At 59.2% G+C, this 26,658-nt stretch carries 24 protein-coding genes; 10 read left to right on the top strand and 14 right to left on the bottom strand.

Annotated elements, in window-relative coordinates; genetic code table 11:
- The first annotated feature begins 30 nt into the window (after nt 1-30).
- Genes NMA52_RS05650 through NMA52_RS05630 form a run of 5 tightly spaced genes read left to right on the top strand, consistent with a single transcriptional unit; the run spans nt 31 to nt 3,291 of the window.
- A complete protein-coding gene (locus NMA52_RS05650) occupies nt 31-240 on the top strand; it encodes a DUF2945 domain-containing protein (protein WP_254826677.1) in 210 nt (69 codons plus the stop codon).
- 4 nt (nt 241-244) lie between these two features.
- Nucleotides 245-763, top strand: coding sequence for a hypothetical protein (locus tag NMA52_RS05645; protein ID WP_254826676.1), 519 nt, complete (start codon nt 245-247; stop codon nt 761-763).
- Nucleotides 764-797: 34 nt separating this feature from the next.
- Nucleotides 798-1,502 (top strand): hypothetical protein, encoded by a 705-nt coding sequence (locus tag NMA52_RS05640; protein WP_254826675.1) that lies wholly within the window; start codon nt 798-800, stop codon nt 1,500-1,502.
- A gap of 36 nt (nt 1,503-1,538) precedes the next feature.
- A complete protein-coding gene (locus NMA52_RS05635; protein WP_254826674.1) occupies nt 1,539-2,048 on the top strand; it encodes a hypothetical protein in 510 nt (169 codons plus the stop codon).
- A gap of 1 nt (nt 2,049) precedes the next feature.
- Complete coding sequence (locus tag NMA52_RS05630; RefSeq protein WP_254826673.1) at nt 2,050-3,291, top strand: AI-2E family transporter; 1,242 nt, start codon at nt 2,050-2,052, stop codon at nt 3,289-3,291.
- Here the strand turns inward: NMA52_RS05630 and NMA52_RS05625 are convergent.
- Genes NMA52_RS05625 through NMA52_RS05610 form a run of 4 tightly spaced genes read right to left on the bottom strand, consistent with a single transcriptional unit; the run spans nt 3,220 to nt 6,551 of the window.
- A complete protein-coding gene (locus NMA52_RS05625) occupies nt 3,220-4,353 on the bottom strand; it encodes a DUF819 family protein (RefSeq protein ID WP_254826672.1) in 1,134 nt (377 codons plus the stop codon). The genes NMA52_RS05630 and NMA52_RS05625 overlap by 72 nt on opposite strands.
- 3 nt (nt 4,354-4,356) lie before the next feature.
- Complete coding sequence (locus NMA52_RS05620) at nt 4,357-4,878, bottom strand: histidine phosphatase family protein (RefSeq protein ID WP_254826671.1); 522 nt, start codon at nt 4,876-4,878, stop codon at nt 4,357-4,359.
- Nucleotides 4,875-5,939 (bottom strand): peptide chain release factor 1, encoded by a 1,065-nt coding sequence (gene prfA, locus NMA52_RS05615; protein WP_254826670.1) that lies wholly within the window; start codon nt 5,937-5,939, stop codon nt 4,875-4,877. The genes NMA52_RS05620 and prfA overlap by 4 nt, the downstream gene beginning before the upstream one ends.
- Before the next feature lie 42 nt (nt 5,940-5,981).
- Nucleotides 5,982-6,551, bottom strand: coding sequence for a Sua5/YciO/YrdC/YwlC family protein (locus NMA52_RS05610; RefSeq protein WP_254826669.1), 570 nt, complete (start codon nt 6,549-6,551; stop codon nt 5,982-5,984).
- Nucleotides 6,552-6,805: 254 nt separating this feature from the next.
- On the opposite strand from NMA52_RS05610, the gene NMA52_RS05605 reads away from it, so the two are divergent.
- On the top strand, nt 6,806-9,151 hold the full coding sequence (locus tag NMA52_RS05605) for a PKD domain-containing protein (protein ID WP_254826668.1): 2,346 nt from the start codon (nt 6,806-6,808) through the stop codon (nt 9,149-9,151).
- Here the strand turns inward: NMA52_RS05605 and NMA52_RS05600 are convergent.
- The gene (locus tag NMA52_RS05600) at nt 9,140-9,625 is read right to left on the bottom strand and encodes a GNAT family N-acetyltransferase (protein WP_254826667.1); all 486 of its coding nucleotides are present in this window, start codon (nt 9,623-9,625) and stop codon (nt 9,140-9,142) included. The genes NMA52_RS05605 and NMA52_RS05600 overlap by 12 nt on opposite strands.
- Nucleotides 9,622-10,119, bottom strand: coding sequence for a nuclear transport factor 2 family protein (locus tag NMA52_RS05595; RefSeq protein WP_254826666.1), 498 nt, complete (start codon nt 10,117-10,119; stop codon nt 9,622-9,624). Before NMA52_RS05595 ends, NMA52_RS05600 begins: the two co-directional genes overlap by 4 nt.
- Here NMA52_RS05595 and NMA52_RS05590 point away from each other — a divergent pair.
- Nucleotides 10,118-10,879, top strand: a complete 762-nt coding sequence (locus NMA52_RS05590) for a DUF6503 family protein (protein WP_254826665.1) — start codon at nt 10,118-10,120, stop codon at nt 10,877-10,879. The two genes, NMA52_RS05595 and NMA52_RS05590, sit on opposite strands and share 2 nt — an antisense overlap.
- Here the strand turns inward: NMA52_RS05590 and folK are convergent.
- Nucleotides 10,863-11,315 carry a 2-amino-4-hydroxy-6-hydroxymethyldihydropteridine diphosphokinase gene (gene folK, locus NMA52_RS05585; protein ID WP_254826664.1) on the bottom strand — a complete coding sequence of 151 codons (453 nt, stop codon included), beginning with the start codon at nt 11,313-11,315 and terminating at the stop codon, nt 10,863-10,865. The two genes, NMA52_RS05590 and folK, sit on opposite strands and share 17 nt — an antisense overlap.
- A gap of 14 nt (nt 11,316-11,329) precedes the next feature.
- Between folK and NMA52_RS05580 the strand changes: the two genes are divergently transcribed.
- A complete protein-coding gene (locus tag NMA52_RS05580) occupies nt 11,330-11,986 on the top strand; it encodes a deoxynucleoside kinase (protein ID WP_254826663.1) in 657 nt (218 codons plus the stop codon).
- A 3-nt stretch (nt 11,987-11,989) separates the two neighbouring features.
- Here the strand turns inward: NMA52_RS05580 and NMA52_RS05575 are convergent, their stop codons facing one another.
- From NMA52_RS05575 to NMA52_RS05560, 4 genes are all read right to left on the bottom strand, one after another.
- Nucleotides 11,990-13,747 (bottom strand): 1-acyl-sn-glycerol-3-phosphate acyltransferase, encoded by a 1,758-nt coding sequence (locus NMA52_RS05575; RefSeq protein ID WP_254826662.1) that lies wholly within the window; start codon nt 13,745-13,747, stop codon nt 11,990-11,992.
- Nucleotides 13,748-13,786: 39 nt separating this feature from the next.
- Nucleotides 13,787-14,413: a ribosome biogenesis GTP-binding protein YihA/YsxC gene (gene yihA, locus NMA52_RS05570; RefSeq protein WP_256534140.1), complete on the bottom strand. Its 627-nt coding sequence runs from the start codon at nt 14,411-14,413 to the stop codon at nt 13,787-13,789.
- A 75-nt stretch (nt 14,414-14,488) separates the two neighbouring features.
- On the bottom strand, nt 14,489-15,127 hold the full coding sequence (gene infC / locus NMA52_RS05565) for a translation initiation factor IF-3 (protein WP_256534139.1): 639 nt from the start codon (nt 15,125-15,127) through the stop codon (nt 14,489-14,491).
- Nucleotides 15,128-15,293: 166 nt separating this feature from the next.
- Complete coding sequence (locus tag NMA52_RS05560) at nt 15,294-17,855, bottom strand: ATP-dependent Clp protease ATP-binding subunit (protein WP_254826660.1); 2,562 nt, start codon at nt 17,853-17,855, stop codon at nt 15,294-15,296.
- Between the two features lie 282 nt (nt 17,856-18,137).
- On the opposite strand from NMA52_RS05560, the gene NMA52_RS05555 reads away from it, so the two are divergent.
- Entirely contained in the window at nt 18,138-18,992 is an 855-nt protein-coding gene (locus tag NMA52_RS05555; RefSeq protein ID WP_254826659.1) for a LysM peptidoglycan-binding domain-containing protein, read from the top strand.
- A 61-nt stretch (nt 18,993-19,053) separates the two neighbouring features.
- A complete protein-coding gene (gene smc, locus NMA52_RS05550) occupies nt 19,054-22,605 on the top strand; it encodes a chromosome segregation protein SMC (protein WP_254826658.1) in 3,552 nt (1,183 codons plus the stop codon).
- Here smc and NMA52_RS05545 read toward each other — a convergent pair.
- The 3 genes from NMA52_RS05545 to NMA52_RS05535 are packed head-to-tail and all read right to left on the bottom strand — an operon-like array spanning nt 22,602 to nt 26,653.
- On the bottom strand, nt 22,602-24,137 hold the full coding sequence (locus NMA52_RS05545; RefSeq protein ID WP_254826657.1) for a hypothetical protein: 1,536 nt from the start codon (nt 24,135-24,137) through the stop codon (nt 22,602-22,604). The two genes, smc and NMA52_RS05545, sit on opposite strands and share 4 nt — an antisense overlap.
- 28 nt (nt 24,138-24,165) lie before the next feature.
- Complete coding sequence (locus tag NMA52_RS05540) at nt 24,166-25,395, bottom strand: VWA-like domain-containing protein (protein ID WP_254826656.1); 1,230 nt, start codon at nt 25,393-25,395, stop codon at nt 24,166-24,168.
- Complete coding sequence (locus NMA52_RS05535) at nt 25,382-26,653, bottom strand: AAA family ATPase (protein ID WP_254826655.1); 1,272 nt, start codon at nt 26,651-26,653, stop codon at nt 25,382-25,384. Before NMA52_RS05535 ends, NMA52_RS05540 begins: the two co-directional genes overlap by 14 nt.
- Nucleotides 26,654-26,658: the final 5 nt, after the last annotated feature.

Here is a 26,658-nt window from a genome sequence, read left to right as displayed (position 1 = left end):
CGGGTTTTTTATTCGACCGAAAACCAGCATATGATACGCAAGGGAACGAAAGTTAAGTGGAAGTGGGGCAACGGTGAAGCCACGGGGACCGTCGAGGAGACGTACTCCGAAAAGGTGACCAAAACCATTAAGGGAAATGAAGTAACCCGTAACGGAGAGTCAGGGAATAAGGCGCTGTACATCAAACAGGATGACGGCGACCACGTACTCAAGTCTGAATCCGAAGTAGAAAAAGCTTAACGTCATGGACAATAATGAAGATATGAAAACGCCCTACGAGATTCGCCCCGAGGGCACCGACACCACCATCAGCGAGATCGCGATGAGTCACCGACAGTCGGCCAGCTACTACCGGGAGATGGCAACCGCGATCAGATCGACGAACGATACGGCGGCGGATTTTTTTGAGTCGCTTGCCGCCTACCACGAGGAAATGCTCGGCAAACTCAACGGTATTCTGGAGGATATCTCCGGCGGGGTACATACCCCATCACGGAGCGGAGAAACGGAACTTAAGCGCAATGAGGCCGCCCTCAATCGTGCTATTCAGGCCAAGAACGTCGTGGAAATGGCGGCCCTCGCTCACCAGAACGAAGAGAGCATCAGCGAGGCTTACGAACACGCCCTGGCCAACGATAACGTCCACGACTTTGCGGAAGAGATCCTGCACACTCAACATCAGGAGATTCTCGTCTGGGTCAATCGGGCCGATCGGTATAAGACCGTTCCCCAGGACCGCAACGAACACTACGACAAACCTTAACCGACCGAGTCGCAAGATTCCAATCCTACAAGCCATGAAATATTTTATTCCCCTGCTGCTTCTCTGTGGAGCATTCCCGGTTGCCGCCCAACAGACGGCGCAACTCCGCGATGCTACCGTGGAATACGATAAGCGACAGTTGCCGTCGTTGTCCCTGACCCTGGAAGCCCCCGTCGAGGCCGTGTACGATCCCTGGCAAGATTTCTGGGAGGATCGCTACGACGTAGACATCGACCGGGCGGATAAGGACGGAAACGACATCGCTTATCTGGCCGAGCAGGTGAATCTACCCGCCCTCAGCGATAAGTCGTTTGACCTCTACACCAGCGTGGAAGGGGGCGAGGATAGGAGCAGAGTCAATCTGGCCATCACCTTCAGTGAGTCGGACGTGGTCACTCAACAGAACCACGCCGCCACTTATTCGGCGGCCCGGGGGGTGCTCGAAGAATTTAGAACGTACTTTTACACCACCTACTTCGACGAACGCATCAACGAAACCCGGGAACTCCTGGAAGACGTACGCGATGATTCTTCTTCGGCCTCGAAGGACGCCGAGAAAGCCCGCGAAAAGATCGCGAAGTACGAGGATAAAATTGAAAAGCTGCAACGCAAGATCGAAGATACCCGTGATGAGGTCGGTGACGAACTTCAGACCGCCGAGGAGAAGTCTCGCCGGGTACGCGAACTGGAGCGCGAACTCGACGAATTGCAGCGTTCACGGCGCAAATTTGTAGGATAAAACTCTTAATTTAACATTAATCAACTTACCCCATATATGGCTCAGACGAGTTCCACGACCCACGAAAATCCTCCCCATCTCGATGCGCCTCCCGCGTTCAATTTCAACGTAGATCGCGAGGGGCGTAAGTACGGGATCATTCTCGGACTGGCAGTATCGGTATACCTGCTGGTCGTCAACTTGGTATACCTCGACTTACCGATGAGTGTCCGTTTCGCTAAGCACCTGCTGATCATCCCCGTGATCTGGTACTCCACCAAGCAGTACGCCGAGGCAATCTACAATAGCAATGGAGTATTTAAAGCGGAGATCGGCTTACTCTTCCGTATCGGTATGTGGGCCACGGCTACGATCGCCATTCTGAACATAACCCTTTCGGCCTTCAGTCCTGACCTGGGATTCGAGCAATTCCTGAATGATAACGAAACCTTCGCCGATGCGATGATGAATAGCTTCTTCGTCGCCATGGAAACGCTGGTCTTCGTGATGATCATCGGCTTTGCCTTCATGCAGTACTACAAGCGGGGAGGATCACCCGAGGATTAATATGAAAAAACCACCCAGCCGCAGGGAAACCTCCAGCATCAGTTTTCAGCGACTGGCTCATTTCTTGATCTGCCTGACTATAGTGCTTTACGCACTGTACGCGGGCAGATCATTTTTTATTCCGATCACCTACGGCATTTTCTTCGCCCTGATGCTTCAACCCGTTTGTCGCCGGTTCGAGGATCTCTTTTCGAGCCGTATCCTTTCCGTAATTCTGACCCTATTTACGGCGAGCGTGATCGTGATCGGCGTAATTTTCTTCTTCTTCAACCAGGTGCAGGCCATTCTCACCGAAGCGGATGACATCTACGCCGGTCTGCAGGAAACCCTATATGAGTGGGCGGAATACGGCGGCGGACGGTTCGGTCTGACGGGAGAGGAGGTGGAAACCTACATCGACGAGGCCATTACCAGCGTATCCAGTGAGCCGTTGGGCATCGTCTCTACCGGACTATCTACCAGTGGCGTGCTTCTGGCCAACTTTTCCCTGGTCATGATCTATACCTTCTTCTTTCTGCTGTACCGCACGGCCATGAAACACTTCGTGCTCGGACAGCTCAGCAACGATATTCAGAAGGAGGGTCTGCAAACCCTTAACGAAGTCCAGCAGGTCGCGAAAAATTACCTCGGCGGCATGGGGTTGGTAATGTTGATTCTGGGTATTCTGAACAGCATCGGCCTGTTTGCCATCGGGATCGACTACTACCTGGTATGGGGCTTTTTGGCTGCCGTACTGGGCATCATTCCGTACATCGGTACCGTCATCGGTGGACTGCTTCCGTTTTTGTTTGCCATCGCTACAACGGAAAGTCTGCTGGCGCCGCTCCTGGTCGTGGTACTCTACGTGACCGTACAGTTCGTGGAGGGTAACCTGATCACTCCGAAGGTGCTCGGGGGAAGCGTGAAGATCAATGCGTTGGCGGCCATCATCGCCGTCATCCTGGGCAGTTTTTTCTGGGGAATCGCGGGGATCATCCTGGCCATACCCCTTCTGGCGATGATCCGTATTCTCTTCACCCACATTGAGCCTCTCCGGCCGGTGGCGCTGTTGATGAGCGACGACCTCTACGACGAGTCCGGTAAGTTTTTGACCATCTTTAACGATACGCGGTACCGTATCTCCAACATCTTCAGCGGTCGTTCCACTCTGTCCCTTACTCCCCGCAAGCGGCTAAGCAGTAAGGTAAAAGAGAAGGTAAGCAACGCCGATCCCGAGATAGTTGCCGATTCCGAATCCAACTAGGGAAACACCAATCCCCGCCGCCAGTAACTCCCGGTTCCGCAGGGCGGCGGCTACCTGCACCACGAATACCGGTCCGTACAGCGCGGCCACGTAGCTCAGAATGACGGTGTCGCGATCCAGCCGGAACAGGCGGCACAGGATGAGGTGGAGTACGGTCGTACCCACTAGGGCAATCGCCGAGAAGTACAACAACTCCCGCCCGTGGGCGGCCAGAGCCCGAAAATCGGCCATCAGTCCCAGCGCCACGCAAAAGATGAGGACGAAATATTCACCTAGGGGGTAGCTGTTTCCGATGAAGCGGCGGGCGGGACTGGCCGCAACAACCAGGCTCAACGTAGTGATCGCAAGAATGATGATGGTGGGATCAAGCCAAACTCCGCTGATGAGCCGGCACAGCAGCAGACCCGCTCCGAGTACCGTCAGTCCCGCGAATAGTTGTCGGGTGGTGTGCCAAAAACCGTTGCTCCGTCGGTGCTCCGCGGCACCCGCGTCCCCGCCGCTGACATTTGCCGGAAGGATAGGGTAGAAGCGACCGTAGAGGGCGGGCAGTACCGTAACGAGACCAAGTAGGTAGGCTCCCCCCAGCAACACGTCGGCCGCCTGGATGAGGACGAGATACTCCGCGGGCGCGCGTAAAGCCAGTCCGATGGCCTGCACGTTTGGGGTGCCGCCAGTGTAGAGTCCGGTAAGCATGCCGGCCACTTTCCAGCTGTCCGCCAGGGCGTCGCTGAAGAGCAGGCAGGCTACGGAGGTGAAGAACAGGCCGGAAACGCAGCAGAGTGCGAAGGACAACAGCATCCGGCGCGCGTGGCGTAGGCTTTCGGCGATGCGCACCGAAAAAAGCAGCAGGGGAAGCCCCACCAGCATCCCGCCACCGGCCACGGTCTCCATCAGCGATGAATCGACCGGCCAGAGGCGAAGGTTACTGACGATGATTCCGATGCCGTAGCAGGCTACGATACTACTGCACCAGGCGGGTAGCCATCCCCGGTCCGCGGCGTGTACGGCCAGCACCGGGAAGCCTACGGCCAGAATAAGGCTCAGCCAGTCGCCGGGAACCAAAATTTAGTAGCGGAGTTTCAGCACCCGGGGGTTGCCGGTGGGGGGCACGGTAACCACCAACAGATTACCGTAGTCGAGTTCGCTGAAGCGGTCGAGTTCCCGGGATCCCGCCAGGTAGTTGGCCAGTTCGGGCGTCGTGTTGCTGTGGCCCACGATGAGTACCGTCTGACCGGCGTGCACGTTGCGTAGGCGGGAGGCGAGCCCCTCGAGGGAGTCGATCCGGTAGACCTTGGCTTCGAGCTGGTGGGCTTCGGCGGTCGGCTGAGCGGTCAGGCGGGTACGCCGCGTATCCGTCGTGTATACCTCGTGCACGGTGGTTTCCTTCAACATATCCCGTAAACGCTCGGCGCGGGCGGTCCCTTCCGCCGTAAGGACGGGATCGTCGCCGAAGTCTTTTTCGGCGTGGCGCACGAGAATAAAGGTGGTAACCTCACTTTCGGCGGCGGCTTTGCGGGCCTCCCGGGCGACGGGGTCGCAGGAGAGGGTCAGCAGGAGGGTGAGCAGGAAGGGGAGGAAGGGGTTCATATGCCTTCTTTCATTTTCTCCGCGTTCTCGGCTACCTGAAGCCCCTCGATGATGGGTTCGAGGTGGCCGGCCACGATCTTGTCGAGGCTGTGCAGCGTCAGGTTGATGCGGTGATCGGTTACGCGGTTCTGGGGATAATTATACGTGCGGATCTTTTCACTCCGGTCGCCGCTGCCCACCAGCGACTTACGCGCGCTGGCGAGTTCCGAAGCGGCCGCGGAGTCCTGGGCATCCTTAATGCGGCGGTACAACTGCGCCATGGCGATCTCCTTGTTCTTGTGTTGACTGCGTCCGTCCTGGCTTTCCGAAACGATGCCCGTAGGCAGGTGGGTGATGCGGATGGCGGATTCCGTCTTGTTTACGTGCTGCCCGCCGGCACCCGAAGCCCGGAAGGTGTCGATCTTCAGGTCGGCCTTATTGATGTTGACGTCTTCCTCCTCCACTTTTGCCAGCACGGCTACCGTTGCGGCGGAGGTGTGCACGCGGCCCTGGCTTTCGGTCTTGGGTACGCGCTGAACGCGGTGGACGCCGGATTCGAACTTCAGGCTGCTGTACACGTCGTCGCCGTGCACCTCAAACACGATCTTGGAGTAGCCACCGGCGGTGCCTTCGTTCTCGTCGATGACCTCGATCTTCCACCCCTGGGTTTCCGTGTAGCGCTTGTACATATCGAAGAGGTCGCCGGCGAAAATGGCTGCCTCGTCTCCGCCCGTACCGCCCCGGATCTCCATGATGATGTCCCGTTCGTCTTCGGGATCCTTGGGAATGAGCATGATCTTTACCTGCTCGTCGAGCGATTCTTTCTGCTCCCGAAGATCTTCGTATTCCAGCTGCGCCATTTCCCGCATTTCGGGATCGGGGTCCTTGCGCATGGACTCGGCCGAGGCGAGATTGTCCGTCAGGTCCTTGTAGCGGAGGTAGGTATCGGCTACCGGCCGCAGCTTTCCGTATTCCTTGTTGACGCGGGTAAAGCGCTCGGGATCGGTGATGATCTCGGGGTCGGAAAGTTGTTCCTCGAGGTTTTTAAAGCGGTGATAAATGGCTTCGAGCTGGTCGATCATAGGGGCGCACTTGGCTGGGGCGGGCCAAGATACGGCGGATCGCTACAAAAACTCGATCTCGTCGTCCTGCAGTCGGATGGCCACGGCCGCCCGGGTGTCGAGCTGATCGCGCTGTCGCCGCTGCACCGTGAAATCGGCCTGCCGCAGTACGTCGGAGCGAATCTTGCCGAAGCGGGTGGGCAGGCCCGCCTGCACGTCGTTCATCGCCAGGCAGGCCGCGAGGGGGGCTTCCAGGTCTTCGGTGAGGCGGTAGCAAAAACTGTCGAGCGCAAGCCGCACGGCCACTTCTTCACGCCGGTCCACCATGATCTCGGGAACGGATACCGTAGCCGGAACCTTGACAGTGAGCACCCGACCGTGGAAACTAAGTAGGGTGTCGATCTTCGGGTGGAGCCGGGGAAACCAGCTCAGCAGCATCTCGCGGTCGGCGAAGATCAGTTCCGGGCAGTTGAGTCGGCTGGGTGGACACACGCCGACCAGGCGGTTGACCGACTTCAGTTGCCGGGCATCCGTAACGACCTGCCAGAGATTCGCGGTGGGAAGCAGCACCAGGCCCCCGCCCTTTATGGTTGAAAGCGCACCAACGCCCCTATGTGGCAGACGGTGAAGCATGTTAGAATTTGTATCGGTACTAATCATTTATACGATCTACTGCCCTTCCCGCCAAAAGACGGGAAAGAACGGGGTGTGTAGGTGAGTGAAATGCAGGTCCTTTGCGGGGACGAAAACGGTCGGTAATCCGTAAGAACGGATACTTAATTAGCTACGGGCGGCCAAGCGACACGGGAAGCAATCGTCCGGACATCCGTACAGCTAAGGAAACTGTATTTTGTCCCGTAGATTGTTCGCATTCTAAAATTTAGTCCTTGAATCATTCCGCTTGTCACCGATGGTGGCTGTCCGTGCTTATCCTGGCGGCCCTATTGCCTACGAGCTTATTCGCCGATCACATCGTTGGCGGAGAGTTCCAGTACGAGTTGTTGGGATACAAGAACGACGACCCCTCCACCGGCATCCTTCGCTACCGCATCACGATAAACATGTACCGCGATTGCATTGGTGCCGGAGCCTGGTTCGACGGCAACGACCCCCGGGCCACGCGGGAGGTTCCGAGCGCCGACGGGCACATCAGTATTTACAACGGCGATAACTACTACATCCGGCAACGGGCCATCACGCTGGACCGCTTCGAGACGGTGCCCATCAATCTCGGCAATCCCTGCCTGGTGATCACGGAACCCATTTGTCAGGAGATCGGTATCTACACCTTCATTCAGGAATTACCCATCTCGGAGGAGACCTACACCTTCGTCTACCAGCGCTGCTGTCGGAACGAGAGTATCCGCAACCTGCTGAACCCCCGACAAATCGGCGCGACCTACTTCATCCGCATTACGCCGGAGGCTCAGCGCTGGCTCAGCTCCAGCCCGGAGTTCAACATCGACCCCCCGATCGCCATCTGCATCGACGAGCCCTTCCAGATCGACCTCGGCGCCACCGATCAGGATGGTGACAGTCTCGTGTACCGCTTCTGCGACCCACGCCTAGGGGGCGGCACGGACGGTGGCCCCAATACCGGCTTCGTGACCGCGACCTACTTCGACGACATCGTGCCCCTGGAGGAAAGCCCCTATCCCTACGAAGCCGTACCCTGGGTCGGGCCCCGGTACTCGGTTGACGATCAGCTGGGCGTGGGCAGCACGCTCGAGCTCGATCCCGCTACCGGGCAACTGTCCGGCCTACCCATCTACCCGGGCACCCACGTGCTGGGCGTCTGCGTGGAGGAATGGAGCCGGGGACCCAACCCCGTCATGATCAGCGAAACGAAACGTGAGTTCCAACTGAACGTCGCCCGCTGCGGCAATACGGTCAACGCCGACCTGCTCGAAACCGAAATCGACGAACAGGGCCGGTTTTTTATCCGGCAGTGCGGTCCGGGACCGAATACGATCATTAACGAAAGCACGCTGCAACAATCGATCAGCAGCTACGACTGGGAGATGATCGGACCGGGGGGACAACTCATCACCGCGACGAGCCGGGACTTTGCCACCAACATCCAGGAGATCGGCGTGTACGAGGGGGTGATGCTGCTCAATCGTAACACCTTCGCCGATAATTGCAAGGACACCGCACGCTTTCTACTCGGGGTTTACCCGGCCGTGGAGGCTAAGTTCTCTTCCACGACGGTGGTGTGCGATCCGCTACCGATCGCGTTCACGAACGAATCGCTGGCGGTGGGCGGTCAGCGCATCACCAGCCACGAATGGGACTTCGGAGACGATTCCCCGGCCGCCCGGTCGATCGAACCCCGCCACCAGTACCGGGCGCCGGGAAGTTTTACCGCCAGTCTGCTGGTCACCGACGAGAACGGCTGCCAGGATGAAATCTCGGCACCCGTAGACTACTTCCCCGCCCCGCGAACGATCATTCTGGACCCTCCGGACGCATTCGGGTGCGCCCCCTACGAAAACCGCTTCGTCAACCGATCCATTCCCATCGACGACACCTACGAGTTCGAATGGCGGTTCGGTGACGGCCTGACCTCAGACGAACGCGACCCGCTACACACCTACCAGGAGGTCGGGACTTACGACGTTTATCTCGCCATTACCAGTCCCCGGGGGTGCTTCGTCGACACCACCTTTCGGGAGTTGGTTGACGTGCGGGGTTCTCCCCAGGCCGACTTCGTCTTTTCTCCCGAACAGCCGAGCAATATCTTCCCGGACGTCAATATTCTGGACCGCAGTACCGGAGCTACCTCCCAGCGCTACGACATTGCCGACCGCGCCGGCAACGCGATCTTCTCCGCGCCCGGCCCCGATATTCTGTACCGCCTCCGCGATACGTCGACGCTGCGGGTCACCCAGGTCGTTACCCATCCGAGCGGCTGCCGCGATACGCTATCCAAGGACATCCGACTCTACCTGAAGAACAGTTTTTCCGCCCCCAATGCCTTCACCCCCAACGGAGATGGCCTTAACGACTCCTGGCGACCGGTCGGTATCTGGGAGGGCGCGAGCGATTACCAACTGCGCATCTGGAATCGCTGGGGTGAGATGATCTACTCCACGACTACCTTCGAGGAGGCCTGGGACGGTACCTACCGCGGCTCCAACAGTCCGGCCGGCGGCTACCTGTGGGACGTGGTGTTTACCAACGCCGAAGGCAATCCCGAGGCCTTCAAGGGGAGCATGGTCTTAATCCGGTGACCACCGCCAGCGTTCCAGCGCGAAACTCGCCGGGAGACTCACGGTAGACTCGTGCACGAAGCCGTTACGCTCCAGTACGATCCGCGAGGGACGATTGTCGGGTTCCAGGTGAGCGATCAACTTCAGCTCATCCCGACGGGCCAGGCGGGTCACCGCGGCAATCGCGGCCGTCATGATCCCCCGCCGGCGGTATTCCGGGGCAACGTTGTAGCCCAGTTCCACTTCATCCTCCCCATCGAGCAGTCCCTTTCCTCCGATAGTACCCACGATCAGGTTATCGGGGATGGCTTCGATCAGGTAGGGCACCGTCCACCGGTACGCCCGTGCGGTCCCGGTAGGAAAGTAGCGGTACTGATCGAGAATAACCCGTGGCGGCAGGGCACCGGGTACAAGCGATCGCCCCCGAAAGTCGTCCGCCCCCCGGATCAACGTCCGCAGTTCTTCCGGTTCGGGGAGTAGCAATCGTATCCTCATTCGGTGGACAATTCGGTGGACGTAAGTCGCCAACGGCCCGCATCCCACTGCCAGTAATTTGTATACCGCTCCCGGTACGTGCCGGAAGTCCCATCCTGACGCCAGGTGAAGGTCCGCAATCCCCGCGTGCGCCCACCGTCGTCGACGGCTTCGTACCGAATGCTATCGGTAGTGATGCGCAAGGCGGGGAAGATCGTCCGTAACTGTCCGAGTTCGTCCAGAAATTGCCTGCGGGTCTTGTAACCGTCCCGCCCCCGGTGGGAAAGCGTGTATTCTGCGGTGAGTAAGCGGTCCAGCACGGCGGCATCCAGGCTTTCGTAGGCTTCGTGAAATAACTTTTCCTCCCGCAAAATCTTTTCCTTTGCGGATACATCCCCGGACTCCGGTTGGGCGGGGGCGCAGGAGCCCAGCAAAAATCCTGAGAGCAAACCATAGAGCATGTATCTCATGCCCTGGTCAACGCCTCCGACCCGTAATTGTAAAACAAACTTCATGAGAATTTTCCGTTACTTATTGACTACACTGCTGTTTTTCGTATTAGCCGGCTCCTGCGGCCCCGCCGACGAATCCACTCCCGCAGCTGATGCCGACGCGGTGATCGAACGGGCGGTCCGGGCGCATGGGTTGGAGGACTTCGGCACTACGGACGTCAGTTTTACCTTTCGGGAGCGGGACTACCGAATCACCACCGACGGGGGCAGCTTCCGGTACACCCGTCAGTTTGTAGATAGTACGGGGAACCGGATCCACGACCAGCTCGACAACGACGGGTTACGCCGGACCATCAACGATACGGCCGCGGTCCTGTCGGCCAAGGACAGCGCGGCCTACGCCCGTTCGGTCAATTCGGTCCGGTACTTCTTCATGCTCCCATACGGGCTGCGGGACCCTTCCGTGAATACCCGTCTGCTCGATACCCTCCACATCCGCGACGCGGTATACGACCAGGTGGAAGTCACCTTCGACGCCGAGGGTGGTGGGACCGACTTCGACGATGTGTACCGGTACTTCTTTAACCGGGAAACCGGGGAGCTCGATTTCCTGGCCTACACCTTCGAAGTTAACGAGGGGGGATTGCGGTTCCGGGAAGCGGTCAACAAACGCCGGATCGACGGGGTGTTGGTCCAGGATTACGTCAATTACGGTGTCGACGGCGAGGACCGGGATATCGCTACGGTCGGACGCCGGTTTCGGGAGGGCAAACTTCCCCGCTTGTCGGTCATCGAAAACACGGCGGTTACTTTTCACCAATAACGCCCTGTTCCCGCATAAGGTCGGGGGGGAGCAGTTGGGTGACGAACGGCCGGTGGCGCCACCACGGGTGCGGCAGGCTGATCCTTTCGTCTTCGTAGCGGAGATCATCCACGAAGATCAGATCGATGTCGACGGTGCGGGGGCCCCACTTCAGGGTTCGTTGCCGCCCCAGTTCTTCCTCGATGGCCTGGGTGATGTCGAGTAAACGGTGGAGGTCGGGGCCGATCGCCGGTCCCGACGTTTCCACCTCGGCTTCGAGCACCAACACCTGGTTGAGAAAGGGGGATTGCTCGGTGTAGCCCCAGGCCGCCGTTTCGATCACCTCACTCCGGTAAACGATGGTACCCAGTCGCTCTTCCAGTAACGAACCGGCGCGCGCGAGGTAGAATTCGCGGTCGCCGACGTTGGATCCCGTGGAGAGGGTTAGTTTTGCCATTCCCAAATGTAGCTATGTCCTTACCACCCTTTACCGTTATCGAAGGCAATATTGGTGCCGGCAAGACGACCCTGGCCACCATGCTCGCCGAACGCTTTAACCGACGACTGATCCTGGAAGAGTTCGACGATAACCCCTTTCTGTCGCTGTTTTACCGTGACTCGGAGCGTTATGCCTTCCCCGTCGAACTGTTCTTCATGGCCGAGCGGCATAAGCAGTTACAGACGGAGCTGACCCGTAGCGAACTTTTCACCCAGGGGGCAATTTCCGATTATCTGTTCGTCAAAACGCTGCTCTTCGCCCGCAACAGCCTTACGGAGGAGGAGTTCCGCCTCTTCGCCCGACTCTTCCGGGCGCTCGACGTCAACTTTCCCCCGCCCGACCTGATCGTCTACCTGCACCGCCCGGTTGCCGACCTGCGCGCGAACATCGCCCGGCGGGGGCGGAGTTTCGAGCAAGACATTAAGGAGGAATATCTGACGTCCGTACAGTCTGCTTACTTTAATTATTTCCGCACGCTGCGGGACGTTCCGGTGGTCGTGCTCGATCTGGGAGGCGCGGACTTCAGCACCGACGAAGCCCTATACCAGGAAATTGTGGAGCGGATCACGCAGACTTACACCCCCGGCATGCACACCATCCGTTTGGGGTCAGGAACCCCCGTCCTCTGATCCTTACTCCTTTCGCTCGTCGCCGATCATTTCCTTCGGCCAGGACAGGCGGTCGCGGAGGCGGTAGGTGGACAGGCGATTGTGGTAGTAGTAGAGCATCGAAAAATTGTCGCTGACGATGCGCCCGGTGGCGTCATACTTCAGCGGCTTATCGATGTGATAGTTCCCGATGTTACCGATGCCGTCCACGATTATCTGTTCGGCCGATCCCCGCAGTTCTTCGCAGACCTTCGCCTTGCCGTCGGCCTCCAGCCGGAGTAGCCTGTCGCGCAACTGGCCGACCACCTTCACCAGGGCATCCCGGCGGAAGTAGAAGTCTTCGGCGGGTAGCCGCAGGATGGCGTAGAGGTCGTCCTTAATGAACGTACGTTCCAGCATAATGAAAGCCGCGTAGCTGACGAGGTGTCCCGGAAGCACGATGCCATCGTAATGGTACTGTTTGACGATCTGGTTAGCCAGCAAACGGGTGTATTCGCTCTCGCGCTGTAGGTCTTTGTTGATCTGACCGTACTGGTCGCGGAAATACTCACGGGTACTGACGTGACGACCGTTCAGGCCGTAGCTCTTGCCGTCCACGGCTACCCGGTTGCCGAGAACGTCGAGGGGCTGGCCCAGCGTAATGGTGATCTGGTTTCCCTTGCTAAATACCCCCCAGATGAACTTCATGATGCTCCGGATGGAGTGGAAGCTATCCTTAGCCTTGATGTAGCGATCCTGGCCCTCACGGCGCAGGTGTTGCTCGATCAGAAACTGGGCTTCGAGCACGAAGGGGTAACTCAGGATCACCGGAACAATAAAGATCTTATCGTTCCGGCCCTGCTGATACCGCGCCCGCTGGGCCTCGACGGCGGTACCGAGCAGACCCATTTTCAGCTTGGTCTCGAGCGCGCCGGAGCGGGAACGGGTTCCGCCGGGAAAAAACAGGGAGGGCACCCCGCGCTGAATGAGCAGTTTGCTCATCATCTTCAGGGTGGTCATGTACACGGGGTTTCGTTTCCGGCGATCGACGCGGTAAGCTCCCAGGCGGTTCATGAAGTAGGCCGTGTAGCCGGTATTGTACAAGTTCAGCCCCGCCCCGTAACTCATGGCGGGAAGGCCGGCGACCTGGTCGAGGGCGTAGCCGATGAGGATACTGTCCAGATTGCTGAAATGGGTAGGCACCATAACCAGGGTGCCCTGTTTGCTCAGCGTACGTACCTGCTCTACGTATCCGCGCACCAGCAGCTTTTCCTCCAGCAGGATCTTTTTTGAAAATAAACTCTTAAAGGTCCGCCCACTGGCCGCGTTGAGGAGGCGACCGAAGAAGAACGTGAGAAAGCGGCGGGCGAAGTGGAAGGTGGGGATCTTGAACGTACCGACGATCTCCTCGGCGTAGCGGTGTACGATGCGCTGCAGAATGTTGCGGGCGGCTTCGTCGGCGCTGGTGGGCTCGTCCTGATCGAGGCTCTGGGTAGCCAACAACTTCGCCAGGTGCTTCCAGTAGCTTCTCTCCTTCGGCGGGTCGACCTTCCAGGGTTCGTTCTTCGTGCGTTCCTGTTCGCTGAAGATGGTTTTGCTGAGTACGTCGGGCAGGGTATCGCCGGCTTCCTGAATGATGCGCTGGGCGCTCGAGGCTTCGAGGGCCTTGATGAAAGCCTCCCGGTCCTCGCTGATTTGGTATATATCCCACTGCTCGATGTCGGGAGCCGTGTGCGCGTACCGCTTACCTTCCCGCTCGAACCGGGCTGGGGGAAGGGTAGTTTCGGTAAGGGTAGCAGGCATCGGGTTGAAGTTTAACCGCGGGGGTGGAAGGGGGTAAAGTTACGACTTGGTTTCGCCATAAAAAGGCCAGTGCAAGCCGGTAAGCGTGGACTCGATGAACTCGAGAATATCATCACGCCCCGTTTCCTTGGTGGCACTCGTGAGGAAGATGGGAGGAAGCTCTTCCCAGCTTTCCTCCAGAGCCTTTTTAAAGTCCGCTACGCTTCCCCCGTCGCGCGACTGCTTCCGGTCCGTTTTGGTAAAAGCGATCACGAAGGGAACGCCGTGTTCGCCCAGCCAATTAATGAACTCAAGGTCAATGGTCTGGGGAGGCACGTTGCTGTCGACGAGTACGAAAGCACACACCAGGGTTTGTCGCTGCAGGAAGTACGTTTCGGTCCGGTTCTCCCACTTGGAGCGGGTCTTCTTGCTCTGTTTGGCGTAGCCGTAACCCGGCAGGTCGGTGAGGTACCAACTTTCGTTGATGAGGTAGTAATTGATGAGTTGCGTCTTCCCGGGTTTACCGCTCGTATGCGCCAGTTCTTTCCGTTGGGCCAGCATATTGATCAGGCTGCTTTTACCCACGTTACTGCGGCCGATGAAGGCGAATTCGGGTTTGCCGTCGCGCGGCGTCTGGTGCACGCGCGCGTGGGAGGAGGTGAAGCGGGAAGTCTTGATCTGGGCCAAGGGTAGGGGGTACTAAAGCGCCCGCCCGATAACTCGGACGGGCGCGGGTGGTAATGATCTGTCGGAGTGAACCGATTATTCCGAGTCCTGGTCTTCGTTAGATTTGGACTTCGACTTTTTCGGGACCTTCTTGGGGCTGATGATGACGTTCATGCGCCGTCCTTCCATCTTGGGCATCGCCTCGGCGGCACCCAGATCCTCGAGCTCTTTCATAAAGCGCAGAAGCAGCAGTTCTCCACGGTCCTTGAAGACGATGGACCGGCCCCGGAAGTGGACGTAGGCCTTCACCTTAGCACCGTCTTCCAGAAAGCCGCGGGCGTGCCGGACCTTGAAATCAAAGTCGTGGTCGTCCGTATTGGGCCCGAAACGTACCTCCTTGATGACGGTCTTGACCGCCTTGCTGCGAATTTCTTTTTCCTTACGTTTCTTCTCGTACAGAAATTTCTTGTAGTCGGTCATGCGGACTACCGGCGGGCTGGCGTTCGGGCTGATCTCGACCAGGTCCAGACCAAGGTCGCGTCCCCAGCCCTTGAGCTGGCGGATGTCGTACACGCCGCTTTCCACTTTAGTGCCGAGTTCTTCGCTGATCTGCTCCAGGTTATCGCCGACCAGGCGTACTTCCGGAACACGGATCATGTCATTGATCCGATATTGGGGGGTGGGTTCTTCTCTGCGTGTGTAACGATTACGGCCGCCGCCTCTTCTCTTTGCCAATAGAATGGTGATTAAGTGATAAAAAATGAGCGGTCCGGCCAGGATAGTCGGACATCATACTGCAAATTAAAAAGAATGATCTGGATAAAGTTCAACGAGCATACGGCAAACGGGCGTTTTACCCCACTTGCGTGGAGCAAAACGCCCGTTCATCGTAAATCGTCGACTATTCCTCCGAAGTGACCGCCTCTTGCTGGGCAATCTCCAGGCCGTCACCGGCCTCGTTGAGCTTAGCCAGGAGCGCGGCTCCGCCCTCGGGGTTATTATTGAGAATGTATTCCGCCAGGGGATCCTCGATGTACTTCTGAATAGCCCGGTGCAGCGGACGTGCCCCAAACTGGGGGTCGAAACCTTTCTCGGCGACAAACTTCTTCGCGGCTTCGTCCAGCGTAAGGCTGAATTCAAGTCCGTTCAGACGCTTGTACAGATCGGCCAGAGCAATATCGATGATCTTGAAGATCTCCTCCTGTCCGAGGCTGTTGAAGATAACCACGTCGTCGATCCGGTTCAAAAATTCGGGGGAGAAGGTGCGCTTCAGAGCGTTGTTGATCACGGCCTTGCTGTTCTCTTCCGCGTTCTCGGTGCGGGCCTTGGTGGCGAATCCTACCCCCTGACCGAAGTCCTTTAACTGGCGTACGCCAATGTTGGAGGTCATGATGATCATGGTGTTCTTGAAGTCCACCTTCCGTCCCATTCCGTCGGTGAGCTGCCCGTCGTCGAGCACCTGCAGGAGAATGTTGTAGACGTCGGGGTGAGCCTTCTCGATCTCGTCGAGCAGAATCACGCTGTAGGGTTTGCGCCGCACCTTTTCGGTGAGCTGTCCGCCTTCCTCGTAACCGACGTATCCGGGAGGCGCGCCGATGAGACGGCTGACGCTGAATTTCTCCATGTACTCCGACATGTCGATCCGGATCAGGCTTTCCTCGCTGTCGAAGATATACTTCGCTAGGGCCTTGGCCAGTTCCGTCTTACCGACTCCGGTAGGACCGAGGAAAATGAAGGTACCGATGGGCTTGCTGGGATCCTTGAGTCCGACGCGGTTGCGCTGGATGGCCTTGGTCACCTTCGTGATGGCGTCATCCTGACCGATGATCACGGACTGCAGATCGCCTTCCATACCCACGAGCTTCTTGCTTTCGTTCTGGGCTACGCGGCGTACGGGGATGCCCGTCATCATACTCACCACCTCGGCAATGTCTTCCTCGTTGACGGGGTAGCGCTTGGTTTTCGCTTCCTCCTCCCACTGCTTCTTCGCGTCTTCGAGGTTCCGTTGCAGTTTGCTTTCCTGATCGCGGAGGTCGGCGGCACGCTCGTACTGCTGATTCTTCACCGCGGCATTCTTCTGCTCCTTGACCTCCTCGATCTTGGCCTCCACCTGCTCGATGTGCTCGGGCACGGTGATGTTTTTCAGGTGGGTGCGGGCTCCGACCTCATCGAGTACGTCGATGGCCTTATCGGGCAGGAAGCGGTCGGTGATGTACCGGTCGCTGAGCTTGACGCAGGCTTCGATCGCATCGTCGGAGTAGTTGACGTTGTGGAAGTCCTCGTACTTCGGTTTAATGTTGTTGAGGATGTGAACAGCCTCTTCTGCGCTGGGCGGATTGACCAGTACCTTCTGGAAGCGCCGATCGAGGGCACCGTCCTTTTCAATGTGCTGACGGTACTCATCCAGGGTGGAGGCACCGATGCATTGGAGCTCGCCGCGGGCGAGGGCGGGTTTGAAGATGTTACTTGCGTCCAGCGAGCCCGTAGCTCCACCGGCACCGACGATGGTATGGATCTCGTCGATAAACAGGATCACGTCACGGCTCTTTTCGAGTTCGGTCATGATCGCTTTCATACGCTCCTCGAACTGACCGCGGTACTTCGTTCCGGCCACCAGGGCGGCGAGGTCGAGCATCACGATACGCTTGTCGAAGAGGGTACGGCTGACTTTACGGTCGCGGATTCGCAGGGCGAGTCCTTCTACGATGGCTGTCTTACCCACCCCGGGTTCCCCGATCAGAATGGGGTTGTTCTTCTTGCGCCGGCTCAGAATCTGGGATACCCGTTCGATCTCCGTTTCGCGGCCGATGATGGGATCGAGGCGATCGTCTTCGGCGAGGGCGGAAATGTCGCGTCCGAAGTTATCGAGTACGGGGGTGCGGGACTTGGTGTTTCCCTGACCGCGTCCGCCACGCTGGCCTCCGCGACCGGAGTCTTCGTCCTCGAAACCTTCGTCTCCACTTCCGGGAGCCTGGTTCATGGGCAGGGTGTCGTCTTCGGTAAAATCTTTCTCGTCTTTCACGTAGTCTAGTTCTGCTTTATAAATTTCGTATTCCACTTCGAACTGGCGCAGGATCTTGGTGGCCGACAGTTCCTTATTCCGCAGAATAGAGAGGATCAGGTGTTCGGGGCTTACCTGGGAAGTTTTGAGCGCCTTTGCTTCCAGGAAGGTGACCTTCAGTACCCGATCGGCTTTGTCGTTCAGGGGAAGCTTGGAAATGGTGTGGCTGCTGGCCTGACCGCCGTTACGCTGCACGTTCTCGCGCAGAGTGTCGGTCAGAGCTTCAATGTCAACGGCCAGATTGCGCAGCACGCGGGTGGCGAGGCTGCCGCCCATGCTGAGGACGCCGAGCAACAGGTGCTCGGGACCAACGTAGGTATGACCCATTTTCTCGGCTTCCTGCTTTCCGCGGGCCATGGCCTGTTTTATTTCGGGGTTAAATTCCCGCTGTGGAGGGTTCATTCGATAAACTTTGGAGTAAAAATAAGGCGGGCGGGTCCGCGGGAGCCTTGCTAATAACTTCATTCGGTGGGACCGCCCTAAAGTTAACGCTTGAGTGAAAGAATTGTGCCACCCGGAAGGGGCTGACAAAAAAACCTGACATTTCGCCGATTTACGACACGATTATTCGGCGACTCCCGGCGTTAACCCAAACGAAACAACGTAGGCCCGGTTTGGTTGGTCGGCGATCATCAAGTCGGATGCGTACCTTCGTCGCTGCATTAGTCTCAACGCCCCCCGAACGTGAAACATTCTATCCTTTGCTTACTGCTTGCGGTGGTCTGTGTCGTACAAACCGCCGGCGCCACGGGCGATAGCCTTTACTTTCTGTTGCCTTCCGACACGGTCATCGTCAAGTCCGATCCGGCCTCCGGGCACCTGCTCTTCGACCATTACCTGGCCCCGAAGCAGACCCTGTACGGAGCGGCTCGCTTTTACGGACTTACGCTGGAGGACGTCTACCGGCTCAACCCCGGTCTGCGCACCGGCTACACCCCCGGCACCCGCGTCACGGTAGCCATTCCGCGCAACGTTATCCGACCGAAGTTCAGCCCCGATAGTATCGCCTGGTTCGTGCCCGTACGCTACCGGATGGCTCCCGGAGAAACGGTGTACGGACTCACGCGTCGCGTGCTGGGTCAGCCCGACGACCAACTGCTTCGTACGCTCAATCCCGGGCTGGACCCCACGCAACTGAGCCCCGGACAGGTGCTCAAGATCGGCTACCTGCGTCTCGACGGCATTCAGCCCGACAGCCAGGTCGTCGTGGAGGATCCGTATCTACTGCGCAACCGTCCGCTGCACGACCTGTGGCTATCCCGTACCCAGGGGGTTACCCTGCGGTCTACCAACGGGAAGGCAAGCTGGACCAATCAGGGCGATCCAAACAAGTGGATGGTACTGCACCGTACGGCCCCCATCGGGAGCCTGATCGAGATCGAGGACCCCCGAAGTCGCAAAACGGTCTACGCGCGGGTGGTTGCCCGCATCCCCGAGCAGGTCTACGACAGCCGGGTGGTACTGGTGGTGAGTCCGCTGCTGGTCAAGGCCTTCGGGGTGCGCGACCGGGAATTCTACGTGCGCACCCGCCACCTGTAAAACCTCCCCGCGCCATCGGCACGGTTCCCGGGCCTTTGCAATTTAATTACCTTCGCCCGCCATGCGCCTGAAGCAACTGGAGATAAAGGGTTTTAAGAGTTTTGCCAGTCAGACCGTGGTGAACTTCGACGCCGACGTTATCGGTATCGTCGGTCCGAACGGTTCGGGCAAGAGTAATATCGTGGACGCCATCCGGTGGGTACTGGGGGAGCAGAAAGGCTCCGAACTGCGTCTGGATAAGATGTCTTCGATCATCTTCAACGGTACGAAGAAGAAAAAAGCCGGCAACCTGGCCTCCGTCAGCCTTACGTTCGAGAACGATAAGGACCTGCTCCCCACGGAGTACAATATGGTGACCATCACCCGACTGCTCTACCGCAGCGGCGATTCGGAATACCGGCTCAACGGCGTTCAGTGCCGACTGCGCGACATCCGGGACCTTTTCCTCGATACCGGTATCGGCTCCAATTCCTACGCCATCATCGCCCTGGGGATGGTAGACGATATTCTGGCCGATAAGGACAACAGCCGGCGGCGCATGTTCGAGCAGGCCGCGGGCGTGAGCAAGTACAAGAACCGTAAGAAGGAAACCCTCCGCAAGCTCAAGAGTACCGAGGACGATCTGGATCGCATCGAGGACGTGCTCCACGAAATATCGAAGAACCTCAGTACCCTCGAAAAACAGGCCAAGCGCGCCCGTAAGTACCGGGAGCTCAAACAGCGCTACCGGGACCTGAGCCTGCTGCTGACCGGATTCCGGGTCGAGAAATTGCGCATCGACTACGATCGCATCCGCAATGAGATCACCCACGCCGAGGCCGCCTACCGGAGTACCGACGAAAAAATTACTGAGCTGGAACGGAAGCTCGAAGCCGAACGCCGCCGTCACCTGGACAAGGAAAAACTCGTCGGCGAACGACAGCGTAAACTCAACGCGCTGGTCGGCGAACTGCGGGGCCTGGAGAACGAGAAGCAGATGCTCCAGCAGCGCAAGACTTTCGTGGCCCGCCAGACCAAGCAGCTCACCGAGGAGGTGGAGCGGGCCGCGGCCCAGTTAGCGGACTACCGCGAGCAAACGGAAGCGACGGTCCGGCAAATCGCGGAAGCCCGCACTTCACTGGACGCCCGCCAGGTTTCACGGGACCGGGCCGAGGCCGCGCTCAGCGGTGTCCGGGAGGGGCACGCCGGCATTAAATCCCGGCTCGATCAGGGCCTGAAGCAACAACAGGAGGAAGAGCGCCGGATCTTCGAGCTCGAAAAACGCCGCGCGATCAACGGAAACCAGGTGGAAAATTTCCGGTTTCAGGTTGACCGTAACGTAGGGGAGATGGAGGACCGCCGCGGCGAACGGGAATCGCTCGAGGACGCGCTGAAGCAACTGGAATCCGAGGAGGGCATCAAGGTCGCCGCCGTAGAGGAACTGGAAAAGCGGGAGGCAGATCGCCGGGAAGCGCTGGAGACGGCTGAGGTCAACGTCGAGCATTTACAGACCGAACTCAGCCGGATCAACCGCGGCCTGGACGCGCGACGGAACGAATACAAGCTCACCAAGAGCATGATCGATAGTCTCGAGGGCTTCCCCGAATCGATCCGCTTTCTGAGTAAAAATAAGTCCTGGACGCGGGAGCCGACCCTGCTTTCCGACGTCATTCTCGTCGATCAGAATTACCGGGTCGCCATTGAGAGCTTCCTGGAGCCCTTTCTCAGCTACTACGTAGTGGATACGGCCACCGAGGCCAGCACCGCCATTCAACTGCTCAGCGATAAGCAGAAGGGGAAAGCTCACTTCTTCCTGCTGGATTCGCTCCCCGCGCTCGCCGCCCCCTCCGCCCCCGCTCCGACGGGGTGCAAACCGGCGCGTGAGGTGGTGTCCGTAGACGAGCGATACCAGGCACTGACGGATAGACTACTGCATGACGTCTTCGTCAGTGAGGAAGCCCAACTTCCCCCCGCCGGTGAAGCGGGAACCACGGTGCTGTCCTACGGCGGTCGCTACGTGCGCCGGTCCTACGCCGTTTCGGGCGGTTCGGTGGGCCTGTTCGAAGGAAAGAAGATCGGGAGGAAGAAGAATCTCGAACTGCTGGAGCGGGACATCGCCGCTGCGGAGCAACAGGCGCGGCAACTCGAAACCCGCCTCACGGAAGACCGGAAACGGCTTGCCGACCTCCGGCAGCAACGACTGGACCGGGAGATCCAGCAACGGCAGCGCGAGTTAAGCGGATTGCAGCAACGGCGGGCGGCGCTGCGGGCCCGGGTCGAAAGCTTTCAGGGATACTTCCGCGACACGGAAGAAAAGAACGGTAAACTCAACCACCAGGTGGAAGAGCTGATCCGGGGAAATCAGGCGATCGACGAGCAGTTGAGCCAGTTGCGGGAAAATATCCGACAGCTGCGCGATAATGTCTCGGGTACCGACGAAGAGTACCGGCGACTGAGCGACGAGCTTTCAACGGCTAGTGCCCACTTCAATCAGGAAAACATCCTGTTCATACAGCAGCAGAACCACCTGCAGACCCTCGAACGTGATCTGAATTTCCGGCAGAGCCGACGCGACGAGATCGCCAGACAGGAGACCGCCAATCGGGCACAGCTCGTGGCGCTGGAAAAGGAAGCCCGGCAGTTCGACGATCAGGAGCATACCCTGGAGCGCAATCTGGAGGGAATGTACCTGGAAAAGAAGGAGTACCAGGCGACCCTCAGCTCGGCGGAGCAGGCCTACTTCGCCGCCCGGACCACCATCAGTGGCTTCGAGGACGATATCCGGCGGGAGAGCCGGATCCGCCAGGACGCTCAGGTAAAGGTGAATCAGCTCAAGGAAAAATTTACCGACGTCAAGTTCCGCATCAACTCGGTGGAGGAGCGGCTGCAGATCGAGTTCAACCTCAGCCTGGCGGCCCTGAGCGAAATGGAAGTGGAGGAATGGACCGGATCGATCGGCGAACTGGAAGTGAAGGTGGACCGCCTCCGCAGCCGGATCGGGAATTACGGAGAGATCAACCCCATGGCCGTGGAAGCCTACGATGAGATGAAGGCCCGCCACGAAAACATCACCCGGCAGCGTGACGACATCATCAGCGCGAAGGACACCCTCGTGAAGACGATCCGGGAGATCGAGGACAAGGCCACCGTACAATTCCTCGACAGCTTCGAACGGGTGCGGGTGTACTTCATCGACGTATTCCGTAGCCTGTTTACCGAGGACGATAACTGTGACCTTATTCTACTAGACCCGGAAAACCCCCTGGAATCCAGCATCGAGATCGTGGCCAAGCCCAAGGGCAAGCGGCCCCAGACTATCAGTCAGCTCTCGGGGGGAGAGAAAACACTGACCGCCACCGCACTGCTGTTCGCGCTGTACCTCCTCAAGCCGGCCCCCTTCTGCATCTTCGACGAAGTCGACGCGCCGCTCGACGATGCCAATATTTCCAAATTCAACCGCATCGTCAAGAAGTTTTCCCGCGACAGCCAGTTCATCATCGTGACCCACAATAAGCTTACCATGGAAGCGGTGGATAGCATCTACGGGGTATACACTACCGAGCAGGGCGGCAGCGGCGTTCTGCCCGTACAGTTTACCGAACTGGAGGGCAGCACCAGCTTTTCGGCGGTCTAGTTTCGGTTAGAGCGCCGCTGACTAAGGGCTTGTTGCAGTTCCTGGGTGTCGCCGAGGTATTTGTCCAAATAGGGAAGCAAACCCGCCATCTGCTGCAGCCGGTCGGACTGGGGGGGTGCCGTCGCGATCTCCCGCCCGTAGTATGCCCTGCTGAATTGCCGCAGAGCGTCCGCGTCGCCGACCGTACGCAGCGCGTTCAGTACCACGAAGCGGTACCGAGAGCCAATGCTCACGTTGAGTATTGCCAGCAGCATCTTCTTGCGCTCCGCCAGCACGAATGGGCTTCCGCCGAGAATATTCAGGACCTCGACGTACACCTTATCGTAGCGCGAACTGACGAGTTCCCGCAGTCTACGCTCGATGGGCAGGGGAAGCACGGTTCCCGCTCCGTCCCGCGCACGCAGCACCTTGAGTTGCAGCAGGGCGTTGCGCTGCAGGCGGGGTTCACTGCGCTCGATGTAAGAACCCACTACGGCGTAGGCCTCGGACAACTCGGTCGCGGCAACCAGTTCCTTCCAGCCTTCCTCGAGTTGCTGCGGCCAGTTTACCGGTGGAAGGTCCAGGTACCGCGGGTGATCGACCTTCTCGTTCATTTCGCGTAGCCCGATACCGTGTCCGGGCACCTGTCTGCGGTTGATCGCACGGAGCAAGGGATCGAGGGCCGGGTAGGCCGATTGTCGCTTAAACTCCCCGATGAGCAGGTCGGCGATTTCGTCTTCGGCCAATCCGAGATCACCCAGCGTGCGACCTACCGCTTCCGCTTCGGCGGGGTAGTCGGCCAGCAATTCCATCACGTGGTCGAGCGCGATTTCGCGACCGAAGCGCCCCAGAAACTGGAGGTGCTGCAAGACCTCCTCCGCGCCGAACTTACCCGATCGGTACACGGCAGCGAGCCGGTGGAAAGTATCGGGATCGCGGGCGAACGTAAGGGCACGCAAGATTTTGGTGCTGAAGGGATGACGTCCCTCCGATTCCAGTTGTTGGAGCAGGAAGTTACGGGCTTCCTCGGTTTGCAACGCGCCGATGGCGGCGTAGATCAGCACGGTGGTCCGGTGGTCGGCAAGGGGCAACAGCTTCTTCAGGTAGTCCTGTAGGAAAGGGCCGAAGTGGCTCACGTTGCGCTGTTGCCCCCGTTGGCGAAAGGCGTCCAGCGCGGCGGTGACTCGTCCGGATTCGGTGGAAAACAGACTGGCTTGTTTCGGATGACCGGCCCAGAAACGGGCAAAAGCCGTCAGTTCCCGCGGTTGGGGGAACCTTTCGTTGAAGGCGGTTACGGCGGCGGCTAAGTCGGTGGGGGGCCGTTCGTTCCCTAAGTTGGCCGACAGGCGATCGGGCAGTATGCGCCCCAGCGCCCTAAAGTGCTGGCGAACCGCCGTCCACTGCTGGCCGTACGTCAGTTTGTACACGCTTTCGGGTAATCCCTCCAGGGGAAGCCCCGTAAGTTCCACGCTACCGTCCGCGGCGATCCGTAGGGTAAAGGTGGCGTCGCCGTACCGGGTGGCCAGGGTGAGTTGAGTAGCGAGGTAGTCCATTTGGCGGTAAAACGAAGTACGGCAAAATTTAGATGACCACGACCCGATCGGGTCCGTAAGGCGGGTTGGGGGGAAGGACCAATTCCTGACCCGCGACCCGGAAAATTCCGAAGATCACCGGTAGGTCATACGTCCGGACCGGGTAGTCGGTGAGCCCATCGGTGAGTACGAGTACGCTGTCCGGCCGGGGGCTCAGCGCGACGGCGGCGTCTATCCCCGCCCGCATATCGGTGCCGCTGCCCCCCGGCAGGTAGGCGATCCGGTAGGCCTCCCGCTCGGAGACGTCCCTTACCGGAGCGTAGGCGCGCAGGTCACAGGGGATGATGGTGACCGGATGCTGAAACTGCCGTACCACCGCCGCTACTTCGTTCAGCGAGCGCTGCAGTTCGGTCGTCTGCATGGAGGCCGAGGTGTCGACCACGATCGCGATCCGTGCCGTGCGGTCGCCGGCCAGGGAGGGGGGCAGCACGGGGTGGTACACGGACTGCCGGCGATTGGGCCGCGCGTAACTGTAGTCCGTACGGCTGCCGATCCCTCGTTGCAGGGCAACGCTGAGCCGGTGGCCGAGTTTCCTGCGCCAGTCGATCCTGCTTCCTAGTACCCGATCGGCCCAGTCGCGCCACGCGTCGGGTACGTCCCCCTGAGCCGCTTCCCGGCTCCTGCGGGCAACTTCGCGGCGGATGATCTCCTCGTCGATCGGTGACAGACGCTGCCGCTCGCCCTCCTCCCAGGGACGAGGAGCGCCGTGCACGCCACTCCCTTCATCGATGGGAAAAGTCAGGGTAGGGGAGGCTTCCAGCCCGGCGAAGTAGGTTTCCGCGATTTGTCCGCGGGGGTAGCCGAAATCCTGGGGAAGCATGCCCGGGTACGCCGCCGGCATGTGTAGTCCCGCCCACTCGGAATCGTTGATTTCGAAATCGCACGCGATGTTCCACCGCCGGGATCGCGGTCCGGAAGAAATCCCCAGCTCCGTCGCCCGCTCACCGTGGCGGCGCAGCCGGTGACTGATCTCGTGGACCCACAGGAAGGCCAGTTCACTCAGTGCTCGTCTGCGGTCCGCGTTATGCCAGATGTCCGTCACGACCTCCGGGTTCCAGTAGACATTATAGTGAAGATCGATGGCTGCCACGTCTACGCGCGACGTGACGACGATGCGGCAACGAAAGAGCGCCGGTGCGAACCAGGGAAGTTGCTCGGCCGCGTACGCCCGCGCGAAGCGCACGTGTTCCGCTACCGTGACCGGATCAGGCGAGGACATCGACGAACTCGCTGAAGGCATCATCGCTGAATACCCGCTGGATTTGCTCCACTACTTCCCCCTGCACCTGCGGCCCCGCCCCGCCCGCCGCCGCGCTCAGCCGGGTTATCCAACCGGCCCGGGCCATTTCCTTAAGCGGAACGAAAATGATGTCGCGTCGCCCGTCCGCGAAGGCCTCGCTCGCCAGTTGCAGGTATACCATGGAGTAGGGGAGGAGCCGGTCGCCGTCCAATTCCTGCCGCAGGTAGGCGTTCAGTCCGTAGAAGAATACGTACAGTTCCGCATCGTCGAGGGAGCTTATGTCCACTGCGTCCGTACCCGCCAGCACCCGTTCGGGGTCCGGCAGCCGGAGATTGGCGAGGTATTCGACCAGGGGGATGGCCGTGGCTTCCCCCAGACACCCGGCGACCAAGTCGAGCACGACCCGCTGATCGGCGGCCTGGCCCAGGGTATAGCCGAGTAACTCGCACGAACAAAGGAGCACGGCGGCAAAATCCCAGCTGCGCGGACTGGCAAAACCGAAGCGGTTCTCGTCCGGATCGCTGTGCAAAGAGTCCGGGCGCAGCCGGAGGAATCCATTGATGCGCAGCTTCCACTCCCCCAGGCGACGGGCGTGCTCCTGAGCGTCGATCCGGGGCAGCACGCCCCGTTCCCAACCTTCGGTGAGGGACCGCAGGTACAGCTGTTCGGGAATGTCCCACTGCAGGTGGACGAAGCGGTTGCGCAGCGGCGGGGAGAGTTCCCAGCCTCCGACCATCAGGTCTGGCGGATTGGCGGCGGCCACGATCCGTACACCGGCCGGGAGCGGCGTGAAGCCCACTTTACGCTCGAAGACCACCCGCAGGAGGGCTGCCTGCACGGAAGGCGGTGCCGTGCTGAGTTCGTCCAGAAAAAGAATGCCGTCCGTAACCTCCGCGAAGTCGCTCACCCATTCGGGCACCGCATAGCGCACCTTTCCGCCCTCGAGCACCGGTAAGCCACTGAAGTCCGTAGGATCGTGAATGGAGGCAATGAGCGTAGTCACCCGCAATTCTTCATGGGCGAGCCCCTCGATAAAACTCGACTTTCCTACGCCTGGGCGGCCCCACAGGAGTACCGGAATTCCGGTAAGGCCCTGGGGAGCGGGGGTGGCCAGGGCGATCAGCAGGGCTTCGGCGCCGGTGGGTAGATGTTTCGTTTCCAGAATAAATTCGTTCGGGGGGTGGCGGGTACGCGGGTGCAGCGTAATAAGTCCGGAGGAGCGGTGAAAGTTTGGCAATTAGC

Origin of the sequence: Lewinella sp. JB7, assembly GCF_024297185.1 — a bacterium.
Classification (GTDB): domain Bacteria; phylum Bacteroidota; class Bacteroidia; order Chitinophagales; family Saprospiraceae; genus Neolewinella.
The sequence above is the reverse complement of the archived record's forward strand: the minus strand, read 5'-3'. Positions and strand labels throughout refer to the sequence as shown.

What these genes read in the sequence shown, in the direction of transcription:
- NMA52_RS05575 (WP_254826662.1), bottom strand. Translation starts at nt 13,747, where the DNA reads ATGCCTGCTACCCTTACCGAAACTACCCTTCCCCCAGCCCGGTTCGAG.
- NMA52_RS05580 (WP_254826663.1), top strand. Translation starts at nt 11,330, where the DNA reads ATGTCCTTACCACCCTTTACCGTTATCGAAGGCAATATTGGTGCCGGC.
- NMA52_RS05590 (WP_254826665.1), top strand. Translation starts at nt 10,118, where the DNA reads ATGAGAATTTTCCGTTACTTATTGACTACACTGCTGTTTTTCGTATTA.
- NMA52_RS05610 (WP_254826669.1), bottom strand. Translation starts at nt 6,551, where the DNA reads ATGCTTCACCGTCTGCCACATAGGGGCGTTGGTGCGCTTTCAACCATA.
- NMA52_RS05595 (WP_254826666.1), bottom strand. Translation starts at nt 10,119, where the DNA reads ATGAAGTTTGTTTTACAATTACGGGTCGGAGGCGTTGACCAGGGCATG.
- NMA52_RS05640 (WP_254826675.1), top strand. Translation starts at nt 798, where the DNA reads ATGAAATATTTTATTCCCCTGCTGCTTCTCTGTGGAGCATTCCCGGTT.
- NMA52_RS05645 (WP_254826676.1), top strand. Translation starts at nt 245, where the DNA reads ATGGACAATAATGAAGATATGAAAACGCCCTACGAGATTCGCCCCGAG.
- NMA52_RS05545 (WP_254826657.1), bottom strand. Translation starts at nt 24,137, where the DNA reads ATGGACTACCTCGCTACTCAACTCACCCTGGCCACCCGGTACGGCGAC.
- NMA52_RS05650 (WP_254826677.1), top strand. Translation starts at nt 31, where the DNA reads ATGATACGCAAGGGAACGAAAGTTAAGTGGAAGTGGGGCAACGGTGAA.
- NMA52_RS05600 (WP_254826667.1), bottom strand. Translation starts at nt 9,625, where the DNA reads ATGAGGATACGATTGCTACTCCCCGAACCGGAAGAACTGCGGACGTTG.
- prfA (WP_254826670.1), bottom strand. Translation starts at nt 5,939, where the DNA reads ATGATCGACCAGCTCGAAGCCATTTATCACCGCTTTAAAAACCTCGAG.
- NMA52_RS05560 (WP_254826660.1), bottom strand. Translation starts at nt 17,855, where the DNA reads ATGAACCCTCCACAGCGGGAATTTAACCCCGAAATAAAACAGGCCATG.
- NMA52_RS05630 (WP_254826673.1), top strand. Translation starts at nt 2,050, where the DNA reads ATGAAAAAACCACCCAGCCGCAGGGAAACCTCCAGCATCAGTTTTCAG.
- NMA52_RS05540 (WP_254826656.1), bottom strand. Translation starts at nt 25,395, where the DNA reads ATGTCCTCGCCTGATCCGGTCACGGTAGCGGAACACGTGCGCTTCGCG.
- NMA52_RS05620 (WP_254826671.1), bottom strand. Translation starts at nt 4,878, where the DNA reads ATGAACCCCTTCCTCCCCTTCCTGCTCACCCTCCTGCTGACCCTCTCC.
- NMA52_RS05635 (WP_254826674.1), top strand. Translation starts at nt 1,539, where the DNA reads ATGGCTCAGACGAGTTCCACGACCCACGAAAATCCTCCCCATCTCGAT.
- smc (WP_254826658.1), top strand. Translation starts at nt 19,054, where the DNA reads ATGCGCCTGAAGCAACTGGAGATAAAGGGTTTTAAGAGTTTTGCCAGT.
- folK (WP_254826664.1), bottom strand. Translation starts at nt 11,315, where the DNA reads ATGGCAAAACTAACCCTCTCCACGGGATCCAACGTCGGCGACCGCGAA.